Raw genomic sequence first — 24,230 nt, 5'->3', positions numbered from 1 at the left:
GGCCGCACGCGGTTAAAAATGTGGGAGGGGGCTTGCCCCCGATAGGGTGTGTCAGCTGATAATTCTGTAGCTGACCCACTGCTATCGGGGGCAAGCCCCCTCGCACATTTTGATCTCCATATATCAGATGCACCTCGGGCTTCTTTTGATCTGCTTTGCTTTTGATTTTGATCTGAGCCGCCGTAAGAGCGGAACCAATATCCGTCATCACCCAAATAACGGATATGCCCCCGAACCAACCTTGTCCCCACTTCCCATGTCACCCCCCACCTGCCAAATCCCTTAATTTCCCAACCCTGCCGGAAGCCCCTCCAGGCGTTCGGCTGCGCCCGCTATTCCATAACGGGCCGCGATCCAAACGGCAGCTGAAAACGGACTTTCTTCTCCACCGTGACTTACCAGGCAGGTTACCCCATGCAGTTCAGCGAATTATTGGCAGCGATTTCCACCCACGCGATCCGTCTGCAAATGGAAGAGGGCGACCTGATTGTCCTGGGTGACGACGAGGCGTTGGATGAGGCCGTGTGGGATCAATTGATCGCCCACAAACCCCAACTGCTGGCGCTGGTCGCCGAGCACGGCGGCGACTGGCTGAGCCCGGCCTATCGCATCACGCCGGCCATGCTGGCGCTGGTCAACCTTGACCAGGCGGCCATCGACCGTATCGTCGCCGCCATCCCCGGCGGTGCGGCGAATGTGCAGGACATCTACCCGCTGGCGCCGCTGCAGGAGGGCATGCTTTACCACCACCTTTCTGCCGAGCACGGCGACCCCTACGTGCTGCACGCGCAGTTCGCGTTCGACAGCCGCGCGCGCCTCGACGCGTTTGCCGAGGCGCTGCAATGGGTGATCGACCGCCACGACATCCTGCGCACCTCGATGGTCTGGGAGCGTCTCGACGAGCCGCTGCAAGTGGTGTGGCGCCAGGCGACCCTGGCCTGCGAAGCCGTGGACATTGACGCGCGCACCTACCGCATGGACCTGAGCCAGGCGCCGCTGCTGCGCCTGGTATATGCCGAGGCCCCGGCCACCGGGCGCGTCACGGCGACGTTGCTGTTTCACCACACCATCCTCGACCACACCGCCCTTGATGTGGTGCGCCATGAAATCCAGCTTTACCTGGCCGGCGAGCAGGCCCAGGCCGGAGCGCCGGTGCCGTTTCGCAGCTACATCGCCCAGGTACGCCACGGCGTCAGCGAACAGGCCCATGAGGCATTTTTCCGCGAGATGCTGGCGGATATCGATGCGCCGACCTTGCCCTTCGGTTTGCAGGATGTGCAGGGCGACGGCCAGGGCATCGACGAGGCGCGCATGCCGGTCGACAGCACCCTCAGCCGCCGCCTGCGCAACCTGGCGCGGCCGCTTGGGGTGAGTGTGGCGAGTCTGCTGCACCTGGCGATGGCCCGGGTGGTGGGCGTGGTGTCGGGTCGCGAGGCGGTGGTGTTCGGCAGTGTGATGCTCGGCCGCATGGGCGCGGGTGAGGGCGGTGAGCGGGCTCTGGGCATGTTCATCAATACCTTGGCGCTGCGCGTGGATGTGGGCGAGCAGGGCGTACGCGCCGGGGTCAAGGCTACCCATGAGCGGCTCAGCCGCCTGCTTCAGCATGAACACGCCTCCCTGGCGCTGGCCCAGCGTTGCAGTGGCGTGGCTGCGCCCACGCCGTTGTTCAGCGCGATTCTCAACTACCGGCACAGCGCCGCTGGCGACATGGCGCAGGTAATTGAGATCGCGCCAGGCATCCAGGTGCTGGGCGCCGAGGAACGCACCAACTACCCGCTGACGGTGAACGTGGATGACCTGGGCGAAGACTTCGCCCTCACCGTGATGGTGGCGGCCTCCATCGGCGCACAGCGCGTGGCGGGCTACCTGCACACGGCCCTCGAAAGCCTGGCGGAGGCCCTGGAGCATCGACCGCAGATGCCGCTGAGCGGCCTGAACATCCTGCCCGACACCGAACGCCAGACCCTGCTGCACAGCCTCAATCATAGCCCGCAGACTTATGCCGACAGCGCATTGATCCACCAGCAAGTCGAAGCCCACGCCGCCGCCCAGCCCGAGGCCATCGCAGTGCGCTTCGACCACCAATCCCTCAGCTACCGCCAGCTCAACGAACGCGCCAACCAGGTTGCCCACCGCCTGCTGGCCCAAGGCATCCGCGCCGATGACCGCGTGGCGATCTGCGTGGAGCGCGGCCCGGAAATGATCATTGGCCTGCTGGGCATCCTCAAGGCCGGCGCTGGCTACGTACCGATTGACCCGGCGTATCCGCTGGAGCGCATTGCCTACACCCTGGCCGACAGCGAACCCCTGGCCGTGCTGGTGCAGGCCAATACCCGTCACCTGGTCGGCGACCTGGTGCAGATTGACCTCAATGGCCTGCGCGGCGAGTCCATCGTCAACCCGCGAGTCGCCCTCAGCGCGGCCAGCCTGGCTTATGTGATCTACACCTCGGGCTCCACCGGCCAGCCCAAGGGCGTGATGATCGAGCACCGTCAGGTGGCGCGCCTGTTCAGCGCCACCGCGCACTGGTTCGGCTTCAACAATAATGATGTGTGGGCGCTGTTCCACTCTTTCGCGTTTGACTTCTCGGTGTGGGAAATCTGGGGCGCGCTGATGCACGGCGGGCAGTTGCTGATCGTGCCGCAACTGGTCAGCCGTTCTCCGGACGAGTGCTACGCGCTGCTCTGCGATGCCGGCGTGAGCATCCTCAACCAGACGCCGAGCGCCTTTCGTCAATTGATTGCCGCCCAGGGCCAGAGCGCCCAGGCCCATTCCCTGCGCCAGGTGATTTTCGGCGGCGAGGCCCTGGACCCCGGCATGCTCAAACCCTGGTACGCCCGCGCGATTAACGCCGGTACGCAATTGGTGAACATGTACGGCATCACCGAAACCACCGTGCATGTGACCTACCGCGCGTTGCAGGCCGCAGACGCGCAGCACGTCGGCGCCAGCCCGATTGGCGTGCGCATTCCCGACCTGCAACTGTATGTGCTGGATGCCCACCGCCAGCCGTTGCCGTTTGGCGTGGTGGGCGAGTTGTACGTGGGCGGCGCCGGTGTGGCGCGCGGTTACCTGAACCGCGCGGCGCTGACCGCCGAGCGCTTCCTGACCGACCCGGCCACCGGCCAGCGCCTGTACAAGACCGGCGACCTCGGCCGTATGCTGGCCGACGGCAGCGTCGAGTACCTGGGGCGTAACGATGACCAGGTGAAGATTCGTGGCTTTCGCATCGAACTGGGCGAAATCCAGGCGCACCTGGCCAACGCCGAAGGCGTACGCGACGCGCTGGTGATTGCCCGCGAAGACACGCCTGGCGACACGCGCCTGGTGGCCTATGTGATTGCCGAGGGTGAACTCAACGTCGCCGACCTGCGCGACCATCTGCTGCGTACCTTGGCTGAACACATGGTGCCCAGCGCCTTCGTCACACTGGCCGCGTTCCCATTGACCAGCAATGGCAAACTCGACCGCAAGGCCTTGCCCGCGCCGGATGCCGACGCCCTGGCGCGGCGTCGCTACCAGGCGCCGCAGGGCCCGGTGGAATCTGCCATCGCCGCGATCTGGCAAGACCTGCTCACACTCGACCGAGTCGGCCGTGACGACAACTTCTTCGAACTCGGCGGCCACTCCCTGTTGGCGGTCAAGCTGATCGAACGCATGCGCCAGGTCGACCTCGGCGCCGACGTGCGCGTGCTGTTCGGCCAGCCGACCCTGGCCGCGCTGGCCGCCGCAGTAGGCGGGCAGCAGCAGGTGCAGGCACCGGCCAACCTGATCACCAGCGCCAGCCAGCACATCACCCCGGACATGGTGCCGCTGGTGGAACTCGACCAGGCTGGCCTCGACCACATCATTCGCAGCGTGCCCGGCGGCATCAGCAATGTGCAGGATATCTACGGGCTCGCCCCCTTGCAGGCGGGCATTTTGTATCACCACCTGGCGACTGCCGAAGGCGACCCCTACGTGTTGCAGGTGCAGTTCGGCTTTGCCGATCAAGCGGCGGTGGACGCGTTCATCCAGGCGCTGCACAGCGTGATCGAGCGCAACGACATCCTGCGCACCGCGATCCTCTGGGAAGGCCTCAACGAGCCGGTGCAGGTGGTGTGCCGCCAGGCGCCGCTGGCCGTCGAATGCATCACCACAGAAGGTGGATTGACCCAGCTGCAACAACGCTTCGACCCTCGCCACTATCGCCTCGACCTGACCCGCGCCTCGCTGATGCATTTCGCCTACACCCAGGATCAAGACCGCCTCGTCGGCATCCTGCTGCTGCACCATATCCTGCTCGACCACACCGCCCTGCAAGTGCTGGTGGACGAGATGAGCGCGAGCCTGTCCGGCAATGGCGCGCAACTGGCTGACGCGGTGCAGTACCGCAACTACGTGGCCCAGGCGCGGCTTGGGGTGAGCCAGGCACAGCACGAGGCGTTTTTCAGCCAGATGCTCGGCGATATCGACGAGCCGACCCTGGCCTTTGGTTTGCACGACATCAATGGCGACGGCAGTGGCATTGTCGAGGCGCACCTGCCGCTGGAGCCGGCCCTCAGCCTCGGCCTGCGTGAGCAGGCGCGGCAGCTGGGAGTGAGCAGCGCGAGCCTGGTGCACCTGGCTTGGGCCCAGGTGCTGGGGCAGGTGTCGGGCCAGCAGGACGTGGTGTTCGGCACCGTGTTGCTGGGCCGTATGCAAGGCGGCGCGGGCGCCGATCGGGCGTTGGGGATGTTCATCAATACCTTGCCGCTGCGGGTCAGCCTTGGCGCCGTTGGCGTGCAAGCCGGCGTGCGCGCCACCCATGCGCGGCTCGCGCAATTGCTCGGGCATGAACACGCTTCCCTATCCCTGGCCCAGCGTTGCAGTGGCGTACCCGCTTCGCTGCCGTTGTTCAGCACGCTGCTCAACTACCGTCACAGCGCCCCCGGCGACGCACCAGGCGCGCGCCCGTTTGCCGCCGCCGGCATTGAAATCCTCAGCTCCGAAGAGCGCAGCAACTACCCGCTGGTGCTCAACGTCGATGACCTCGGCACGGGTTTCGCCCTGACCGTGCAAGGCAAGGCGAGCCTGGATGTGCAGCGTGTGGCGGGCTACATGCTGACCGCGTTGCGCCACCTGGTGAGCGCGTTGCAACAGGCACCCACCACGCCGCTGGCGGCCGTGTCGATTGTGCCGCCCGCCGAGCGCCAACAGCTGTTGGTGGATTTCAACGCCACCGCCCGCGACTACCCGGCGCACCTCAGCGTGCACCAGCTGTTCGAAGCCCAGGCGCTGGCCCATCCCGAAGCGGTGGCAGCGGTGCAGGGGCGATTGTCCCTGAGTTACCGCGACCTCAATCGCCGCGCCAACCGCCTGGCCCATCACCTGCTCAACCAGGGCGTGCAGCCGGGGGAAAGCGTGGCCATTGCGCTGCCACGCTCCCTCGACCTGTTGATCTGCCAGCTGGCGATCCTCAAGTGCGCGGCAGTGTATGTGCCGCTGGACGTCAACGCGCCGGTCGAGCGCCAGGCCTTTATCGTGCAGGACAGCGGCGCGCACCGCGTGCTCAGTAGCCTGGCTGACCTGAATCTTGAGGCACTGTCATCGCGCAATCCCGAGCTGCAGACGTCTGCCGAATCGGTCGCGTACATCCTCTACACCTCCGGTTCCACCGGCGCGCCTAAGGGGGTGCAGGTGCCGCACCGGGCGATCTCGCGCCTGGTGATCAACAACGGTTATGCCGAGTTCAACGGGCGCGACCGCGTGGCCTTCGCCTCCAACCCGGCCTTCGACGCCAGCACCCTGGAGGTGTGGGCGCCGTTGCTCAATGGCGGCTGCGTGGTGGTCGTGGAGCAGGCCGAGTTGCTGTCCCAGGCCGCGTTTGGCGCGCTGTTGCAGGAACACGCCGTGAGCGTGTTGTGGCTGACCGCCGGGCTGTTCCACCAGTACGCCGATGCGATGATGCCGGTGTTCCGCCAACTGCGCTACCTGATCGTCGGCGGCGATGTCCTCGACCCGCAGGTGATCGGCCGCGTGCTCAAGCACGGCAAGCCGCAACACCTGCTCAACGGCTATGGGCCGACTGAAGCGACCACGTTTTCCACCACTTTTGAGATCACGGCGGTGGGCGAGGGCAGCATCCCGATTGGCCGGCCGATTGCGAACGCCCAGGCCTACGTGCTGGATGCGCGCCGGCAGCCGGTGGCACTGGGCGTGGTGGGCGAGCTGTATATCGGTGGCGCGGGCGTGGCCCGGGGCTACTTGAACCAGCCGCAACTGACCGCCGAAAAATTCATCCCGAACCCCTTCGGCGAAGGCTTGCTGTACCGCAGCGGCGACCTTGCCTGCTGGCAGGCCGACGGCACGTTGCGGTATCAGGGGCGTAATGACCTGCAGGTGAAGATCCGTGGTTTCCGTATTGAGCCCGGCGAGATCGAAACCTGCCTGGCCGCCTGCGCCGGGGTGAGGGACGCAGTGGTGCTGGTGCGTGAAGACGCGCCGGGCGACAAACGCCTGGTGGCGTACTACACCGCAGACGCCGCGCTGCCGATCGACGCGTTGCGCGCCCGGCTGCAAGGTCAGTTGCCGGACTATATGGTGCCGTCGGCCTATGTCTGGCTGGAGCTGTTGCCCCTCACCGCCAATGGCAAACTGGACCGCAAGGGCCTGCCGGTGCCTGACGCGAGTGCGTTGCTCAGCCGTGGCTATGAAGGCCCCGAAGGCGAGGTAGAAATTCAGCTCGCGCAGATCTGGCAAGACTTGCTCAAGCTCGATCGCGTGGGGCGCCATGATCATTTCTTCGAGCTGGGCGGGCACTCGTTGCTGGCGGTCAGCCTGATCGAACGCATGCGCCAGGTGGGCCTCAGCGCCGATGTGCGCGTGCTGTTCAACCAGCCGAGCCTGGCAGCACTGGCAGCGGCGGTGGGTAGCGGCCGGGAAATTTTGGTGCCGGCCAATGGCATCGCGCCGGGCTGTACGCACATCTCGCCGTCGATGCTGACGCTGGTGCACCTCGACCAGCCGGCCATCGACCTTATCGTCTCGAGCGTGCCGGGCGGTGCCGCCAACGTGCAGGATATCTACCCGCTGGCGCCCTTGCAGGAAGGCATTCTCTACCACCATATCAGCGCCGGGCAGGGCGACCCCTACCTGCTGCAATCGCGCATGGCCTTCGACAGCCTTGAGCGCTTGCACGGTTTTATGGGCGCGCTGCAACAGGTGGTGACGCGCCACGATATCCTGCGCACCGGTGTGGTCTGGGAAGGCCTGGACAGCCCGGTGCAAGTGGTGTGGCGCGACGCGCAACTGGTGGTGCAAGAGATTGCCCTGGACCCGGCCGACGGCGACATCATCGAGCAACTGCACGCGCGTTTCGACGCCCGCCATTATCGCCTGGACATCACCCAGGCGCCGCTGCTGCGCATGGTCCACGCCCAGGACCCGGCCAACCAACGGGTGGCGGCGATCCTGCTGTTCCATCACCTGGCACTCGACCATACCGCCATGGACGTGGTCGGCCAGGAGATGCATACCCTCCTGTTCAACCCGACGCAGGCGTTGCCCGCCGCAGCGCCGTTTCGCAACTACGTGGCCCAGGCGCGTCTGGGCGTGAGCGAGCAGGAGCACGAAGCCTTCTTCCGCGAGATGCTAGGCGCTATCGACGAACCGACCTTGCCTTTTGGCGTGCAGGACGTTCAGGGCGATGGTCGCGATATCGAGGAAGCCGAGCAGGCTTTGGACGCGGCACTGGCCTTGCGGGTTCGCGAGCAGGCCCGGCAGTTGGGCGTCAGCGCAGCCAGCCTGATGCACCTGGCCTGGGCGCAGGTGCTGGGGCTGGTATCCGGACGTGACGCAGTGGTATTCGGCACGGTGTTGATGGGCCGCATGCAGGCCGGCGAGGGCGCCGACCGGGCGCTGGGGATGTTTATCAACACCTTGCCGCTGCGGGTCGATGTGGCGGCCGGCGCCGCCGAGGCGGTCAAGGCCACCCATGCCCGCCTGAGCGCACTGCTGGGCCACGAACACGCGTCCCTGGCGCTGGCCCAGCGTTGCAGCGGCGTGCCGGCGGCGGTACCGCTGTTCAGCGCCTTGCTCAATTATCGGCACAGCACGCCTGCGGCCATGGCCCGTGACGGCCAGGGCATCTGGGAAGGCGTGCAGTTGCTCGGCGGTGAAGAGCGCAGCAACTACCCGCTGACCTTGAGCGTGGATGACCTCGGCACAGGCTTCAGTCTGCATGTATTGGCGCTGCCGCAGATCGGCGCCGAGCGGCTATGTGGCTATATGCACAACGCGGTGGAGCAGTTGCTCACGGCATTGGAAAGCGCGCCCGCCACCCAACTCAATCGCTTGCAGCTATTGCCAAAGGCGGAGCGCGACACCCTGCTGCGCGAATTCAACGCCAGCGGCCAGGATTTCCCCCTGGGCCAGACCGTCCACGGCGCGTTTGAAGTGCAGGCCGAGCGCCAACCCCAGGCGGTCGCGGTGGTGCAGGACGGCGCGTCGCTGACCTATCAGCAACTCAACCGACGCGCCAACCAACTGGCCCATCACCTGCTGGCGCTCGGCGTGCAGCCGGATGACCGCGTGGCGCTGTGCTGCCGGCGTGGCCCGCAGATGCTGGTGGGGCTGTTGGGTATTCTCAAGGCCGGCGCGGGGTATGTGCCGATCGACCCGGCTTACCCTGCCGAGCGCATCGCCTACCTGTTGCAGGACAGCGCCCCAGCGGCAGTGTTGGCCGAGGCGGCCACGCAGGCGGTATTGGGGGCGATCACCACGCTGGATCTGCACGACCCGGCGTTACAGCGCCACCCCGTCAGCAACCCGCAACTGCGCGCGCTGAGCCCGGCGCACCTGGCCTATGTGATCTACACCTCGGGCTCCACCGGCCAGCCCAAAGGCGTGATGGTCGAACACCGCAGCGTGGAAAACCTGGTGCATTGGCATTGTGAAGCCTTCGGTGTGGACGCCGGCAGCCAGGTCAGCAGCCTCGCCGGTTTTGGTTTTGACGCGATGGCCTGGGAGGTCTGGCCGGCCCTGTGCAGCGGCGCGACCCTGCACCTGCCGCCCGCCGACGTGGGCAATGAAAACATCGACGCGTTGCTGGCCTGGTGGCTGGCGCAGCCGCTGGATGTGAGCTTCCTGCCGACCCCGGTGGCCGAGTATGCGTTCAGCCAGAATCTGCAGCACCCGAGCTTGCGCGTCCTGCTGGTGGGCGGCGATCGCCTGCGTCAGTTCAGCCAGGAGCGGCGCTTTGCGCTGGTCAACAACTACGGCCCCACCGAGGCCACGGTGGTCGCCACCTCCGGTCGCGTGCGCGCCGGGCAGGCGCTGCATATCGGCCGGCCCATCGCGAATGCCAGCGTGTATGTGCTGGATGGGCACTTGCGCCCGGTGCCGGTGGGCGTGGCGGGCGAGTTGTATGTGGGCGGCAGCGGCGTGGCGCGCGGCTATTTGAATCGTCCCGAGCTGACCGCCGAACGCTTCCTGCAAGACCCGTTCAATGCCGGGCGCATGTACCGCACCGGCGACCTGGTGCGCTGGTTGCCCGACGGCAATCTCGAGTACCTGGGGCGTAATGACGACCAGGTCAAAGTGCGCGGCGTACGGGTTGAGCTGGGTGAAATCGAAAGCCGCCTGGCCGCTTTGCACGATGTGGGCGAGGCCGTGGTGCAGGTGCGCGAAGGCCGCCTGATTGCCTGGTTCACCGCGCAGCAGCCGCTGCACATCGACAACCTGCGCGCGCAGTTGCAAGCCCAGCTCCCCGCTGCGCTGGTGCCGGTGGCCTATGTGCAACTCGACACCTTGCCCCTGACCGCCAACGGCAAACTGGACCGCAAGGCGTTGCCCGCGCCCGATCAGGCGGCGTTGCCGACCCGCGACTATGTGGCGCCGTTGGGCGAGGTGGAAACCACCCTGGCGCGTATCTGGGCCGAGGTGCTGCAGGTGGCGCAAGTGGGGCGCCACGATCACTTCTTTGAACTGGGCGGGCATTCGCTGTTGGCCGTAAGCTTGATCGAACGCATGCGCCAGGTCGGCCTCAGCGCCGATGTGCGCGTGTTGTTCAGCCAGCCGACCCTGGCCGCGCTGGCTGCCGCCGTGGGCAGTGGTCGCGAGGTGCAAGTCCCGGAAAACCGCATCCCCGCCGATTGCCAGCGCATCACCGCGGACATGCTGCCCCTGGCCAGCCTCGACCAATCCACGCTGGATCAGGTGGTGGCCGGAGTGCCCGGTGGCGCGGCCAATGTGCAGGATATTTACCCGCTGGCGCCGCTGCAGGAAGGCATCCTCTACCACTACATCACCGCCGCGCAGGGCGACCCGTACCTGCTGCAATCGCACCTGGCGTTCGACAGCCTTGAGCGCCTGGAAGCCTTCGCCTACGCGCTGCAACAGGTGATCAATCGCCACGACATCCTGCGCACCGGCGTGGTCTGGGAAGGCCTTGCGCAGCCGCTGCAAGTGGTGCAACGCAACGCCGAACTCAGCGTGCAGGAGGTACAGGTGCAAGGCGACGTACTCGCCGGCCTGCATGAGCGTTTCGACCCGCGGCGTTATCGCCTGGATATCAGCCAGGCGCCGTTGATTCGCCTGATGTATGCCAACGACCCAGCCAACCAGCGCGTGGTGGTGGTGCTGCTCTATCACCATATCGCCCTCGACCACACTGCCTTCGACGTGGTGTTGCGCGAAATGCAGGGTTACCTGCTGGGCCACGCCGCGCCCACGGCGGCGCCGATGCCGTACCGCAACTACGTGGCCCAGGCGCGCCTGGGCGTGAGCGAGCAGGAGCACGAAGGGTTCTTCCGCGCGATGCTCGGCGATATCGATGAGCCGACCTTGCCCTTCGGCTTGCAGGATGTGCGCGGCGACGGCAGCGCCATCGAAGAGCACCGCCTGCGCCTGGCCGATGACCTCAACCGCCGCCTGCGTGCCCAGGCCCGTTTGCTTGGGGTGAGCACCGCGAGCCTGTTCCACCTTGCCTGGGGGCAACTGCTGGCGGCGACCTCGGGGCGCAGCAGCGTGGTGTTCGGCACCGTGCTGGTGGGCCGGATGCAAGGCGGCGAGGGCGCCGACCGGGCGCTTGGGGTGTTTATCAATACCTTGCCGCTGCGCCTGGATATCGACGCCCAGGGAGCGCGCGCCGCCGTGCGCGCCACCCATGAGCGGCTCAGCGCGTTGCTCGGGCATGAGCACGCGTCCCTGGCCCTGGCCCAGCGCTGCAGCGGGGTGGCGGCACCGGCGCCGCTGTTCAGTTCGATGCTCAACTATCGCCATCGCGGCGCGGCCACTCGCTCGCAGGATGCGCAGCAGGCCTGGCAAGGCATGCAGACCCTGGCCAACGGAGGGCGCACCAACTACCCGCTGACCTTGAACGTGGACGACCTGGGCGATGGTTATGACGTCACCGCTCTGGCGCACCTCGACGCGCAGCGAGTATGTGGCTACATGCAAGTAGCCCTGGCCGGGCTGGTCGAAGCCCTGGAGCAGGCGCCGCAACAGGCGCTCAATCGCTTGCCGATCCTCGGCGAAGAAGAACGGCAAAAGCTGCTGGTGGGGTTCAACTCGACGGCGGTGGATTACAACCTTGAGCAGAGCCTGCAAGGCCTGTTCGAAGCCCAGGTTGAACGCACGCCGCAGGCCGTGGCGGTCAAGGCCGGTGAACTCAGCCTGACTTACGCGGCGCTCAACCAGCGCGCCAACCGCTTGGCCCACCACCTGCGCGAGCTGGGCGTAACGCCGGATGCGCGCGTGGGCATCTGCCTGGAACGCGGCGTGGAGATGGTCGTCGGCCTGTTGGCCATCCTCAAGGCCGGTGGCGGTTATGTGCCGCTGGACCCGGCCTACCCGCAGGAGCGCATTGCCTACATGCTGCAGGACAGCGCGCCGGTGGTGGTGCTGGCGCAAGGCGCCACCCGGCAACTGCTCGGCGAGGTGCCGGTGATCGACCTTGACCACAGCACCTGGCAGCACCATAGCACGACCAACCCCCACGTGCCGGGCCTTACCGCGCAGCACCAGGCCTACGTGATCTACACCTCCGGCTCCACCGGCCAGCCCAAGGGCGTGATCAACGAGCATGCCGGGGTGGTCAACCGTCTTTTGTGGATGCAGGACGCCTACGGCCTCACGGCCGAGGATGCGGTGTTGCAGAAAACCCCGTTCAGTTTTGACGTGTCGGTGTGGGAGTTCTTCTGGCCGCTGTTCACCGGCGCACGCCTGGTCATGGCGCGTCCCGGGGGGCACAAAGACCCCGCGTACCTGTGCGAGGTGATCGAGGCCGAGCAGATCACCACGTTGCACTTTGTGCCGTCGATGCTCGATGTGTTCCTCGCCCATGGCGACGTGAGCCAGGCGGCCGGGCTGCAACGGGTGATGTGCAGCGGCGAAGCGCTGCCGGGCAGCCTGGTGCGGCGCTTCAAGCAGCAGTTGCCGGACATCGGCCTGTACAACCTGTACGGACCGACCGAAGCGGCGGTGGACGTGACCGCCTGGAACTGCGCACGCCCGGAGGTGCCGGACAACACGCCGATCGGCAAGCCCATCGCCAATACGCGCATGTACCTGCTGGACGCGCAGTTGCAGCCGGTGCCGCTCGGCGTGGTTGGCGAGCTGTATATCGGCGGCGTGCAGGTGGCGCGGGGTTACCTCAACCGCCCGGAGCTGACCGCCGAGCGCTTCCTGCAAGACCCTTTCACCGGCGGGCGGATGTACCGCACCGGTGATGTTGGCCGCTACTTGCCCGACGGCAATATCGAATACCTGGGCCGCAACGATGACCAGGTGAAGATCCGTGGCCTGCGCATCGAATTGGGCGAAATCCAGGCACGCCTGCTGGAACACGCCCACGTCAGCGAAGCCGTGGTGGTTGCCCGCGAAGACCGCCTGGTGGCGTACTACACCGGCGTGCACAGCGAGATTGAACACCTGCGCGCGCACCTCTTGCAGCAGCTGCCGGACTTTATGGTGCCCGCGCTGTTCGTGCACCTCGACGCCTTGCCCCTGAGCCCCAACGGCAAGCTGGACCGCAAGGCCTTGCCGGCGCCGGGCATGGACGCACTGGTGGTGCGCGAATACCAAGCGCCGCAAGGCGATACCGAAATCCTCCTGGCCCGGCTCTGGGCCGAGCTGCTCAACGTTGAGCGGGTGGGGCGCGAGGATAATTTCTTTGAACTGGGCGGGCACTCGCTGCTCGCCGTGAGCTTGATCGGGCGCTTGCGCCAGGAAGGCATGGAAGCCGATGTGCGTGCGTTATTCGAACAGCCAACCCTGGCTGGCTACGCCGCGCTGACCGAACGAATGGAGATCGTCCTGTGAGCCTCACTGAGCTGTTGGCAACCCTGAAAACCAAGGACATTCAACTGGCGCTCAAGGGCGAGCAGTTGTCGGTGCAAGGCAACAAGCACGCCTTGAGTGACCCGTTGATTGTCGCCGCGTTACGCGAGCACAAACCGGCGCTGATCGAGCGGATCAAGGCCGGTGAGTATTCGCCGAGCAAGGCTGGCAGCGTCGAGGTGCCCGCCAATGGCATCCCGGCCGGCGCCGAACGCATCACCCCGGCGATGCTGACCCTGTCCGACCTGAGCCAGGAAGAGGTCGACCGCATCGTTGCGACGGTCGACGGCGGCGTGGCGAATATCCAGGATATCTACCCGCTGGCGCCGTTGCAGGAAGGCATCCTGTTCCACCACGTCAGCGCCGAACACGGCGACCCGTACGTAATGCAATCGCAGTTCGCATTCGACAGCCTTGAGCGTTTCGAGGCCTTCGCCCAGGCGTTGCAAAGCGTAATGGACCGCCACGATATCCTGCGTACCGGGGTGGTCTGGGACGGCCTTCAGCAACCGCAGCAAGTGGTGTGGCGCCAGGCACACCTGCCGGTGCAGGCCCTGGAACTGGACCCGGCCGACGGCGCTATCGCCGCACAGCTGCACGCGCTGTTCGACGCCCGCCACTATCGCCTGGACGTGTCCCAGGCGCCGCTGCTGCGCCTGGTGCGCGCCTTCGATCCGGTTCACCAGCGCATCGTCGCCACCTTGCTGTTCCACCATATGGCCCTGGACCACAGCGCCCTCGAGGTGGTGTGCCATGAAATGCAGGCGTGCCTGCTGGGCCACGGCGCGGCGTTGGGCCAGGCGGTGCCGTTTCGCAACTATGTGGCGCAGGCGCGGTTGGGCATCAGCGAGCAGGAGCACGAAGGGTTCTTCCGCCAGATGCTCGGCGATATCACTGAACCGACGCTGCCGTTCGGCCTGCACGATGTACAGGGCGATGCGCGGGGGATCGCCGAGGCGCACCTGGCGCTGCCGGCGGCGTTGTCGCAACGCTTGCGGGCGCAGGCGCGGCAGCTGGGGGTGAGTGCCGCGAGCCTGTTCCATCTGGGCTGGGCCCAGGTGCTGGGCGTGTTGGCCGGCAAGCAACAGGTGGTGTTCGGCACCGTGCTGATGGGCCGCCTGCAAGGCAGCCATGACACGGACCGCGCGCTGGGCATCTTCATCAACACCCTGCCGTTTCGCGTCGACGTCGGCACTGAGGCAGTGCGCGACGGAGTCAAGGCCACCCACGCGCGGCTCACCACCTTGCTGCGCCATGAGCACGCGCCGCTGGCCTTGGCGCAACGCTGCAGCGGCGTGGTGGCGCCGACACCGTTGTTCAGCGCCTTGCTCAACTATCGCCACAGCGCCCCGGCGGCGAGTGCCGAGGCGCTGTCGGCCTGGCAGGGCATCGCCGCGCTGAGTGCCGAGGAACGTACCAATTACCCGCTGACCTTGAGTGTCGACGACCTCGGTGAAGGGTTTGCCCTGAGCCTGTTGGCCAGCACCCACGTGGACCCGCAGCGGGTCTGTGCCTACCTGCAAACGGCCCTGGAAAACCTGCTGGCCGCGCTGGAGCAGGCGCCCGACACGGCGCTCAACCAGGTGTCGGTGGTACCTGCCGCTGAACAGCACCTGCTGCTGCAACAGTTCAACGCGACCCAGGCGGACTTCCCCCAAGACACCACCTTGCACGGGCGCATCGAAACCCAGGCGGCACTCACCCCGGACGCCATCGCTGCCGTGCACCAGGGCCGACACCTGACCTACGCCGAGCTGAACCAGCAAGCCAACCTGCTGGCCCATCATCTGCTGGCCCTCGGCGTCAAACCCGACGACCGCGTGGCGGTGGTCGCCCGTCGGGGTCTGGACACCCTGGCCGGTCTGCTGGCGACCCTCAAGGCCGGCGCCTGTTATGTGCCGGTGGACCCGTCCCACCCGGCCGAACGCCTGAACTACCTGCTCAGCGACAGCGCACCGGTGGCGGTGCTGACCCAGCACGCCTTGCTCGCACGCCTGCCGGCGCTGGATGTGCCGGTGATCAACCTCGACCGCTACACCTGGCAGCACCATTCGGCCAGCAACCCCACGGTGGCCGTGACCCCGTCGAACCTCGCCTACGTGATCTACACCTCCGGCTCCACCGGCCAGCCCAAAGGCGTGATGGTGGAGCATCACAGCGTGGCCAACCTGGTGGACTGGCATTGCCGCGCCTTTGACCTGTGCGCCGGGCGCCATACCGCCAGCGTCGCCGGGTTCGGGTTTGACGCGATGGCCTGGGAAATCTGGCCGGCGCTGTGTGTGGGCGCGACCTTGCACCTGGCGCCTGCCACGGAGGGCGCCGAAGATATCGACGCGCTGCTGGCCTGGTGGTGTGCGCAGCCGCTGGATATGTGCTTCCTGCCGACGCCGGTGGCCGAATACGCCTTCGGCCAGCAGATCGAACACCCGACCCTGCGCACCTTGCTGGTCGGCGGCGACCGCTTGCGCCAGTTCGCGCGCAACCAACGTTTCGAGCTGATCAATAACTACGGGCCCACCGAGGCCACGGTGGTCGCCACCTCGGGCAAGGTCGAGGCGGGCCAGCCGCTGCATATCGGCAAACCGGTCGCGAATGCCACGGTGTACCTGCTGGATGAGCAGCAACGGCCGGTGCCGCTTGGGGTGGCCGGTGAGGTGTATGTGGGCGGCAAGGGCGTGGCGCGCGGTTACCTGAATCGCCCGCAGTTGACCGCCGAGCGCTTCCTGCACGACCCGTTCAACCCCGGGCGCATGTACCGCACCGGCGACCTGGCGCGCTGGTTGCCCGACGGCACGCTGGAGTACCTGGGGCGCAACGACGACCAGGTGAAAATCCGTGGCATGCGCATCGAGCTGGGCGAGATCGAAGCCCAGCTCAACCATCTGCCGGGCCTGCTCGAAGCCGTGGTGCTGGTGCGTGAAGAGCGGCTGGTGGCGTATTTCACCCAGAACCCGCAGCTGGACCCGTTGGACCTTGGCGCAATTCGCGCCCATCTGGTCGCGCACCTGCCGGACTATATGGTTCCGGTCGCCTATATGCGCCTGGACGCGTTGCCGCTGACCGCCAACGGCAAACTCGACCGCAAGGCCTTGCCGGCCCCGGACATGGCCGCCGTCTTCAGCCGCGAGTACGTGGCACCCCAGGGCGAGATCGAAAGCGTGCTGGCGCAGATCTGGGCCGATGTACTGCAGGTGGAGCGGGTAGGGCGTCGCGATCACTTCTTTGAGCTGGGCGGGCATTCGTTGCTGGCCATGCGCATGGTGTCCCAGGTGCGTCAGCGTCTGGGTGTGGAGCTGTTGCTCGGCGACCTGTTCGCCAATGCCGAACTCGCCGCGGTCGCCGAGGTGCTGGCCCGGACCGGTCGCAGCACCTTGCCGGATATCCTCCCGGCCGGCCGCGATACACCGGTGCCGCTGTCGTTCGCCCAGCAACGCCTGTGGTTCCTGGCGCTGATGGAAGGCGCCAACACCGCCTACAACATTCCCATCGGTTTGCGTTTGCGTGGGCAGTTACATGTGGAGGCGCTGCAACGCGCGCTGGCGCAAATCGTCGCGCGGCATGCCACCCTGCGCAGCCGCTTTGCCCAGCAGGGCGACGTAGCCCAGGTGCTGACCGTGCCGGCCGAACTGATGATGCCGCTGCAAGTCCAGGACCTGCGGCGCCACCCGCAACCCCAGCAGGCGCTGGATGCGTTGATCCACGGCGAAGCCTCGGCGCCGTTCGACCTGGAGCGTGGCCCCCTGCTGCGCGGGCGTCTGGTGGTGATGGCCGACGATCACCATGTGCTGCTGCTGACCCTGCACCATATCGTCTCCGACGGCTGGTCCATGGGGGTGCTCACCCGTGAACTGACCTCGCTGTACCAGGCCTTCAGCCACGGCCAGCCTGACCCTTTGCCGCCGCTGGCGATCCAGTACGGCGACTTTGCCGTGTGGCAGCGCCTGTGGCTCAGTGGTGAGGTCCTGCACCGCCAAAGCACCTATTGGCAGCAGGCCCTGGCCGGTGCGCCGGCGCTGCTGACGCTGCCGACCGACCGCCCGCGCCCGGCGCAACAGGATTACGCCGGCAGCAGCGTCAAGGTGCAGCTGGATGAGCGCCTGACGGCCGGGCTCAAGGCCTTGAGCCAACGCCACGGCACCACGTTGTACATGACCTTGATGAGTGCCTGGGCGGCGTTGTTGTCGCGCCTGTCCGGGCAGCACGACCTGGTGATCGGCTCGCCGGCGGCCAACCGCACGCGCAGCGAGGTGGAAGGGTTGATCGGCCTGTTCGTGAATACCCTGGCGGTGCGTATCGACACCTCGGGTGCATTGAGCGCCGAGGCGCTGCTGGCGCGGGTCAAGGCCCGGACGCTGGCGGCCCAGGCCCACCAGGACCTGCCCTTCGAACAGGTGGTGGAAATCACCCGGCCGTTGCGCAGCCTGGCCCACAGCCCGCTGTTCCAGACCCTGCTGACCTGGCAGGACAGCAGCGCACCGACCCTGGCCCTCGGCGACCTGGCCCTTGAAGGCATCGTGCAGGAACGCCACTTTGCCAAGTTCGACCTGTCGCTGGACCTGGGCGAAGTGCAGGGCACGATTATCGGTGCGCTGGAGTACGCGGTGGCGCTGTTCGATGAGTCAACGGTGCAGCGTTTTGCCGGTTACTTCACGCGGCTGCTGCAAGCCATGGTCGATAACGACCAGGCCGTGCTGGAGCACGTGCCGCTGGTGGATGAGCGCGAGCGTCAGCAACTGCTGTTCGGTTTCAACGCCACCGAGGTGGCCTACAACCTCGACCAGACCCTGCATGGGCTGTTCGAAGCGCAAGTCGCGCGCACGCCGCAGGCGATTGCGGTCACGGCCGGCGAGCAGCAGCTGACCTACGCCGAGCTGAATGCGCGCGCCAACCAATTGGCCCATCACCTGCTGGCGCTGGGCGTGCAGCCCGATGCCCGCGTGGCGATCTGCGTGGAGCGCAGCCTGGAGATGGTCATCGGCCTGTACGCGATCCTCAAGGCCGGCGCCGCCTATGTGCCGCTCGACCCGGCGTACCCGCCGGAGCGGCTCGCCTACATGCTGGCCGACAGCGCGCCGGTCGCGGTGCTGGCGCAAGGAGCAACGCGCGGGCTGTTGGGCGCGGTGGCGGTGGTCGACCTGGACCAGCCGAGCTGGCAGCACCAGAGCGTCGACAACCCCGCGGTGCAGGGCGTGGGCGCCTATGTGATCTACACCTCCGGCTCCACCGGCCAACCCAAGGGCGTGATCAACGACCATGCCGGGGTGGTCAATCGCCTGCTGTGGATGCAGGACGCCTATGGCCTTGGCGCCCATGACCGGGTGCTGCAGAAAACCCCGTTCAGTTTCGATGTGTCGGTGTGGGAGTTCTTCTGGCCGCTGTTCACCGGCGCGCGTCTGGTGATGGCGCGTCCCGGTGGGCACAAAGACCCGGTATACCTGTGCGAAGTGATCGACGCCGAGCAGATCACCACGCTGCATTTTGTGCCGTCGATGCTGGATGTGTTCCTCGCCCATGGCGATGTGCGCCAGGCCGCCGGCCTGGTGCGGGTGATCTGCAGCGGCGAAGCCTTGCCCGGCAGCCTGGTGCGGCGTTTCAAGCAGCAACTGCCCGGCAGCCAGCTGCACAACCTGTATGGCCCCACCGAAGCGGCGGTGGACGTGACCGCCTGGAACTGCGCAGGCGCAATCACGCCGGACAACACCCCCATCGGCAAGCCGATTGCCAATACGCGCATGTACTTATTGGATGGGCAATTGCAGCCGGTGCCCCTGGGCGTGGTCGGCGAGTTGTTTATCGGCGGCGTGCAAGTGGCGCGGGGCTATTTGAACCGGCCGCAGCTGACCGCCGAGCGTTTTCTGCAGGACCCGTTTACCCAGGGGCGGATGTACCGCACCGGGGACGTTGGGCGTTACTTGGCCGACGGCAACATCGAATACCTGGGGCGCAATGACGACCAGGTGAAGATCCGTGGCTTGCGCATCGAGCTGGGCGAGATCCAGGCGCGCCTGACCGATTGCCCAGGCATCCACGAGGCGGCGGTGATCGCCCGTGACGAGCGCCTGGTGGCGTATTACACCGGCGTGTGCTGCGAGGTCGAGGTGTTGCGCGCGCATTTGCTGCACTCTTTGCCGGAGTTCATGGTGCCGGCGGTGTTCGTGCACCTTGAGGCGTTGCCCCTGAGCCCCAACGGCAAACTCGACCGCAAGGCGCTGCCCGCGCCGGGTGTGGAGTCGCGGGTGGTGCGCGCGTATGCAGCGCCCGAGGGTGACACGGAAATCACCGTCGCCCGCCTGTGGGCCGAGTTGCTCGAGGTGGAGCGCGTAGGGCGTCACGACCACTTCTTCGAATTGGGCGGGCACTCGCTGCTGGCGGTCAGCCTGATGGGGCGGTTGCGCCGCCTCGGGTTATCGGCGGACGTGAAGCTGTTGTTTGGCCAACCGACCCTGAGCGCCTTCGCGGCGGCGCTGGGGGACGCAGCTGCAGAGGCGGTGCTGCCGCTGATCGAGTTGGGCCCGCGCACCCTCGAGCGTCTCATGGCCTGCATCCCCGGTGGTGCGGCAAATGTGCAAGACATCTACCCGCTGGCGCCGCTGCAGGCCGGCATGCTCTACCAGCATCGCGCGGTGCCGGGCCGCGACGCCTATGTGTTGCAGGCACAGTTTGCCTTCGACAGCCGCCAACGCCTGGACGCCTTTGCGCAAGCCTTGCAGGCGGTGATCCAGCGCCACGACATTCTGCGTTCCTCCTTCCATTGGGACGGCCTGGAAGAACCGCTGCAAGTGGTGTGGCGTGAGGCAACCTTGCGCGTCGAAACCGGGCCGTTGCCGCAGCGCCTGGACCTCGCCCGGGCCCCGCTGATGCGCCTGGTGGTTACCGAGCAAGCGCAGCGGGTGGTTGCCACCTTGCTGTTTCATCACCTGGTCATGGACCACATTGCGCTGGAGATTTTGCAGCACGACATGCAAGCCTTTCTGCTGGGCACCCAACACACCTTGGGCGCACCCGTGCCGTATCGCAACTATGTGGCCCAGACCCGCGTGGCTGTGGACGAGCACGAAGGGTTCTTCCGCGAAATGCTGGCTGAGATCGATGAGCCGACCCAGGTGCAGCCCCTGGGCGCTGATGAAACCGCGCGGCTGGCGCTTGACCTGCCGTTGAGCCAGCGCCTGCGCCAGCAGGCGCGCCAGTGTGGGGTGAGCACCGCCAGCCTGATGCACCTGGCCTGGGCCCATGTGCTGGGCAAGGTCAGCGGGCGTGAACAGGTGGTGTTCGGCACGGTAATGCTCGGTCGCCTGCAAGGCGGTGAAGGGGCAGAGCGCGCCATGGGGGTGTTTATCAATACCTTGCCGCTGCGTGTCGACCTCGGTGAGTGCCCGGTTCGTGACGCCGTGCGCGCGACCCACGCACGTCTCACCCAACTGTTGGGGCATGAGCATGCACCGCTGGCATTGGCCCAGCGTTGCAGCGGCGTGCCGGCAGCGACGCCGTTGTTCAATGTGTTGTTCAACTATCGCCACAGTGCACCGCAAACCACGGGGGTGGCCGAGGCGTGGCAAGGGGTTGAGCTGCTCAAGGTCGAGGAGCACACCAATTACGGCCTGTCGATGAGCGTGGATGACCTCGGCGCTGCATTTGCCTTGAAAGCCACGGGGCAGGGCGCCCGGCGTTTGTGCGACTACCTGTCTATCGCGGTTGAACAGTTGGTGCAGGCGCTGGAACACCACCCGGATATCGCCGTCAGCCATTTGCCGATCCTGCCGGCTGCTGAACGCCGGCAATTGCAGGGTTTCAATGCATCCGCGCGACCCTTTGCGCGCGAGCATACGGTACAACGCCTGTTCGAAGCCCAGGCCCAGGCACGGCCTGACGCAGTGGCGGCGGTGCACGGCGACCAAACCCTGAGCTACGGCGAACTCAACAGCCGCGCCAACTGCCTGGCCCATCACCTGCTGGGCCTGGGCGTGCAGCCCGGTGACCACGTGGCGACCCGCCTGCCGCGCGGCGTCGACCTGCTGATCAGCCAGTTGGCGATCCTCAAATGCGCCGCCGCCTATGTGCCGCTGGACAGCCACGCGCCCGCCGAGCGCCAGGCGTTCATGCTGAGCGACAGCAGCGCCGCGTGGCTGCTGACCCACAGCGAGGCGTCCATCGACCACCCGGTGCGCCGCCTGGACGTGGACAGCCTGGACCTCGACCCGCAACCGAGCCACAACCCGGACCTGTCGCAAGCCTCGGACAGCGTGGCGTACATCATGTACACCTCCGGCTCCACCGGCACGCCCAAGGGCGTATTGGTGCCCCATCGCGGCATCACGCGCCTGGTGCTCAACAACGGCTACGCCGACTTCAACGCGGCCGACCGCGTGGCCTTCGCCTCCAACCCGGCGTTCGATGCGAGCACCATGGACGTGTGGGGCCCGCTGCTCAACGGCGGCCAGGTGCACGTCATCGACCACGCCACCTTGCTCGACCCGGCCGCGTTCGGTGCGGCCTTGCAAGGCGCGACGGTGCTGTTTGTGACCACCGCGCTGTTCAACCAATACGTGCAGATGATTCCCGACGCCTTGGCCGGCTTGCGCATCCTCCTGTGCGGCGGCGAACGGGCCGACCCGGCGGCCTTCCGCAGCCTGTTGGCCCGCGCCCCCGCGCTGCGCCTGGTGCATTGCTACGGGCCCACGGAAACCACCACCTACGCCACCACCCACGAAGTGCGCGCGCTTGCCGATACGGCAGACAGCGTGCCGGTGGGCCGGCCGATTTCCAACACGCAGGTGCATGTGCTGGATGCGCAGCTGCAGCCTGTGCCTTTGGGGGTAATCGGTGAAATCTGCATTGGCGGCGAGGGCGTGGCCAAGGGGTATCTGAATCGCCCCGAACTGACCGCTGAAAAGTTCGTGCAAGACCCCTTCAACCCGGGCCACTCGATGTACCGCACCGGCGACCTCGGCCGCTGGACGGCAGAGGGCCTGCTGGAATGCATCGGGCGCAATGACGACCAGGTGAAGATCCGTGGTTTCCGCATCGAGTTGGGCGAGATTGAAGCGCGCCTGGCGACTGTTGCCGGTATCCAGGAGGTGGTGGTGCTGGCGCGTGAAGACGTGCCGGGAGACAAGCGCCTGGTGGCCTATTTCACCGGGGCTGCCGACACCGCCGACGTGCGTGCTCACCTGCACGCGCAACTGCCGGACTACATGCTGCCCTCGGCCTATGTGCCGCTCGCGCAATTGCCGCTGACGGCGAATGGCAAGGTCGACCGTAAAGCCTTGCCGGCCCCGGCGCTGGAGGCCTTGATCAGCCGCGACTTTGAGGCGCCGCTGGATGCACTGGAACAGACCCTGGCGCGGCTGTGGGCCGAGGTGTTGCAGCTGGAACAGGTGGGGCGCCATGACAGCTTTTTCGAGCTGGGCGGGCATTCATTGCTGGCGATCCGTTTGGTCAACCTGCTGGATGAGGCGGGGCTGTCGGTGTCCCTGGCTGAGCTGTTCCAGCATGCCAGCGTGGCCTCGGTCGCCACGCTGCTGCGTCAGCGCACGGCGGCGCCGCTGCGGGAGACCTCAGTGATCACGGTACGCAGCAGCGGCGCGCAGCCGCCGTTGTTCCTGGTGCACGAATTCAGTGGCATGGATGTGTACTTCCCGGCGCTGGGCCAGCACCTGCCTGGTGACTATCCCATTTACGGCCTGCCCGGCGCGCCGCTCGGCGGGGCCCATCTGCACAGCATGGAGGGCCTGGCGGCGCGGATGGTCGGGCTGATTCGCGGCATCCAGCCCCACGGGCCGTATCGGGTCGCGGGCTGGTCGTTTGGCGGCGTGCTGGCCTATGAAGTGGCGATGCAATTATTGGGGCTGGATGAACCGGTGGCGTTCCTCGGCTTGATCGACAGCTACGTGCCGCGCATGACCGACCAGGGCAAGGCGCGCTGGAGTGGCCCGGATACCCTCAAGCGGCACTTGCTGTTGCAGTGCACGGCGTATTGGACCGCACAAGGAGGTGTGAATGAACTGGCAAGGCTTGGGCAACTGGAGGCGGGCATGGGACAGCTGGACCTTGTGGGCCTGCTGCAATGCTGTCGCGATGAAGGTTTGCTATACGCGCAAATGGCGGCGGCGACGGACGCCGACCTCGTGAGTTTTCTCGAACGGGAAGTGGGGCATGGGCATGCGCTGGCGCATTACAGTGTGTTTGCGCTGCCGATTCCGGTGCATCTGTTCAGCGCCCACGAGCGGCCGACCGAATTGTCGCGGCGCAGCGAGTCCCTGGGTTGGGACGACGCGCTGGCGCCAGGGCAACTGCGCCAGGTCGAGGTGCCTGGCGATCACCAGAGCATGATGCAGGCACCGCATATCCAGGCCCTGGGCCAGGCGATGACGGCCGCGTTGCTGGCGAGTACGCCGGTCAGCGAGGCGTTGCATCAGCCGTTGTTGCGTATCCAGAGCGGCCGGGCGGGGTCAACGCCGGTGTTCTGTGTGCCGGGGGCTGGGGACAGCGTCACCGGGTTTGTGGGCTTGAGTGAAGCGCTGGGGCGTGACTGGCCGCTGTTCGGTCTGCAGCCGCGCGGATTGGATGGCGAGACCGTGCCCCACAGCGCGGTGGAAGCGGCGGCGGGGTGTTATCTGGCGGCGCTGGAGCAGGAATGCCCGCATGGGCCGGTGCATCTGGTTGGCCATTCGTTTGGCGGTTGGGTGGCGCTGGAGATGGCGCTGCGGTTGCAGGCGGCGGGGCGTGAGGTGGCGTCGTTGACGGTGATCGACAGTGAGGCGCCCGGCGGGGTTGGTAAGCCTTACACCACCACCGCGGCGTTGGTGCGTTTGATCGAGGCGATGCAGTTGGCGGCGGGTAAGCCGCTGGGCATCGATCTGGTGGAGTTTGCCGGGCGTGATGAGGTGGCGCAGCGGCAATGGCTGCATGCGGGGATGGTGGGGGTTGGGTTG

General features: G+C 66.6%; 2 protein-coding genes. Both read left to right on the top strand.

The features are described from left to right. The first annotated feature begins 414 nt into the window (after positions 1 to 414). A complete protein-coding gene (locus AC0IYH_RS28105; protein WP_471837282.1) occupies positions 415 to 13,281 on the top strand; it encodes an amino acid adenylation domain-containing protein in 12,867 nt (4,288 codons plus the stop codon). Beyond that, positions 13,278 to 24,230, top strand: a 10,953-nt coding sequence (locus tag AC0IYH_RS28100; RefSeq protein WP_471837280.1) for an amino acid adenylation domain-containing protein, incomplete at its 3' end; no start/stop codon positions are given. The genes AC0IYH_RS28105 and AC0IYH_RS28100, both read left to right, overlap by 4 nt.

The sequence above is a fragment of the Pseudomonas sp. AC463 genome (assembly GCF_979253585.1).
The sequence above is the reverse complement of the archived record's forward strand: the minus strand, read 5'-3'. Positions and strand labels throughout refer to the sequence as shown.

Bases quoted from the DNA above. Each gene is read 5' to 3' on its own strand.
- AC0IYH_RS28105 (WP_471837282.1), top strand. From the start codon at position 415: ATGCAGTTCAGCGAATTATTGGCAGCGATTTCCACCCACGCGATCCGT.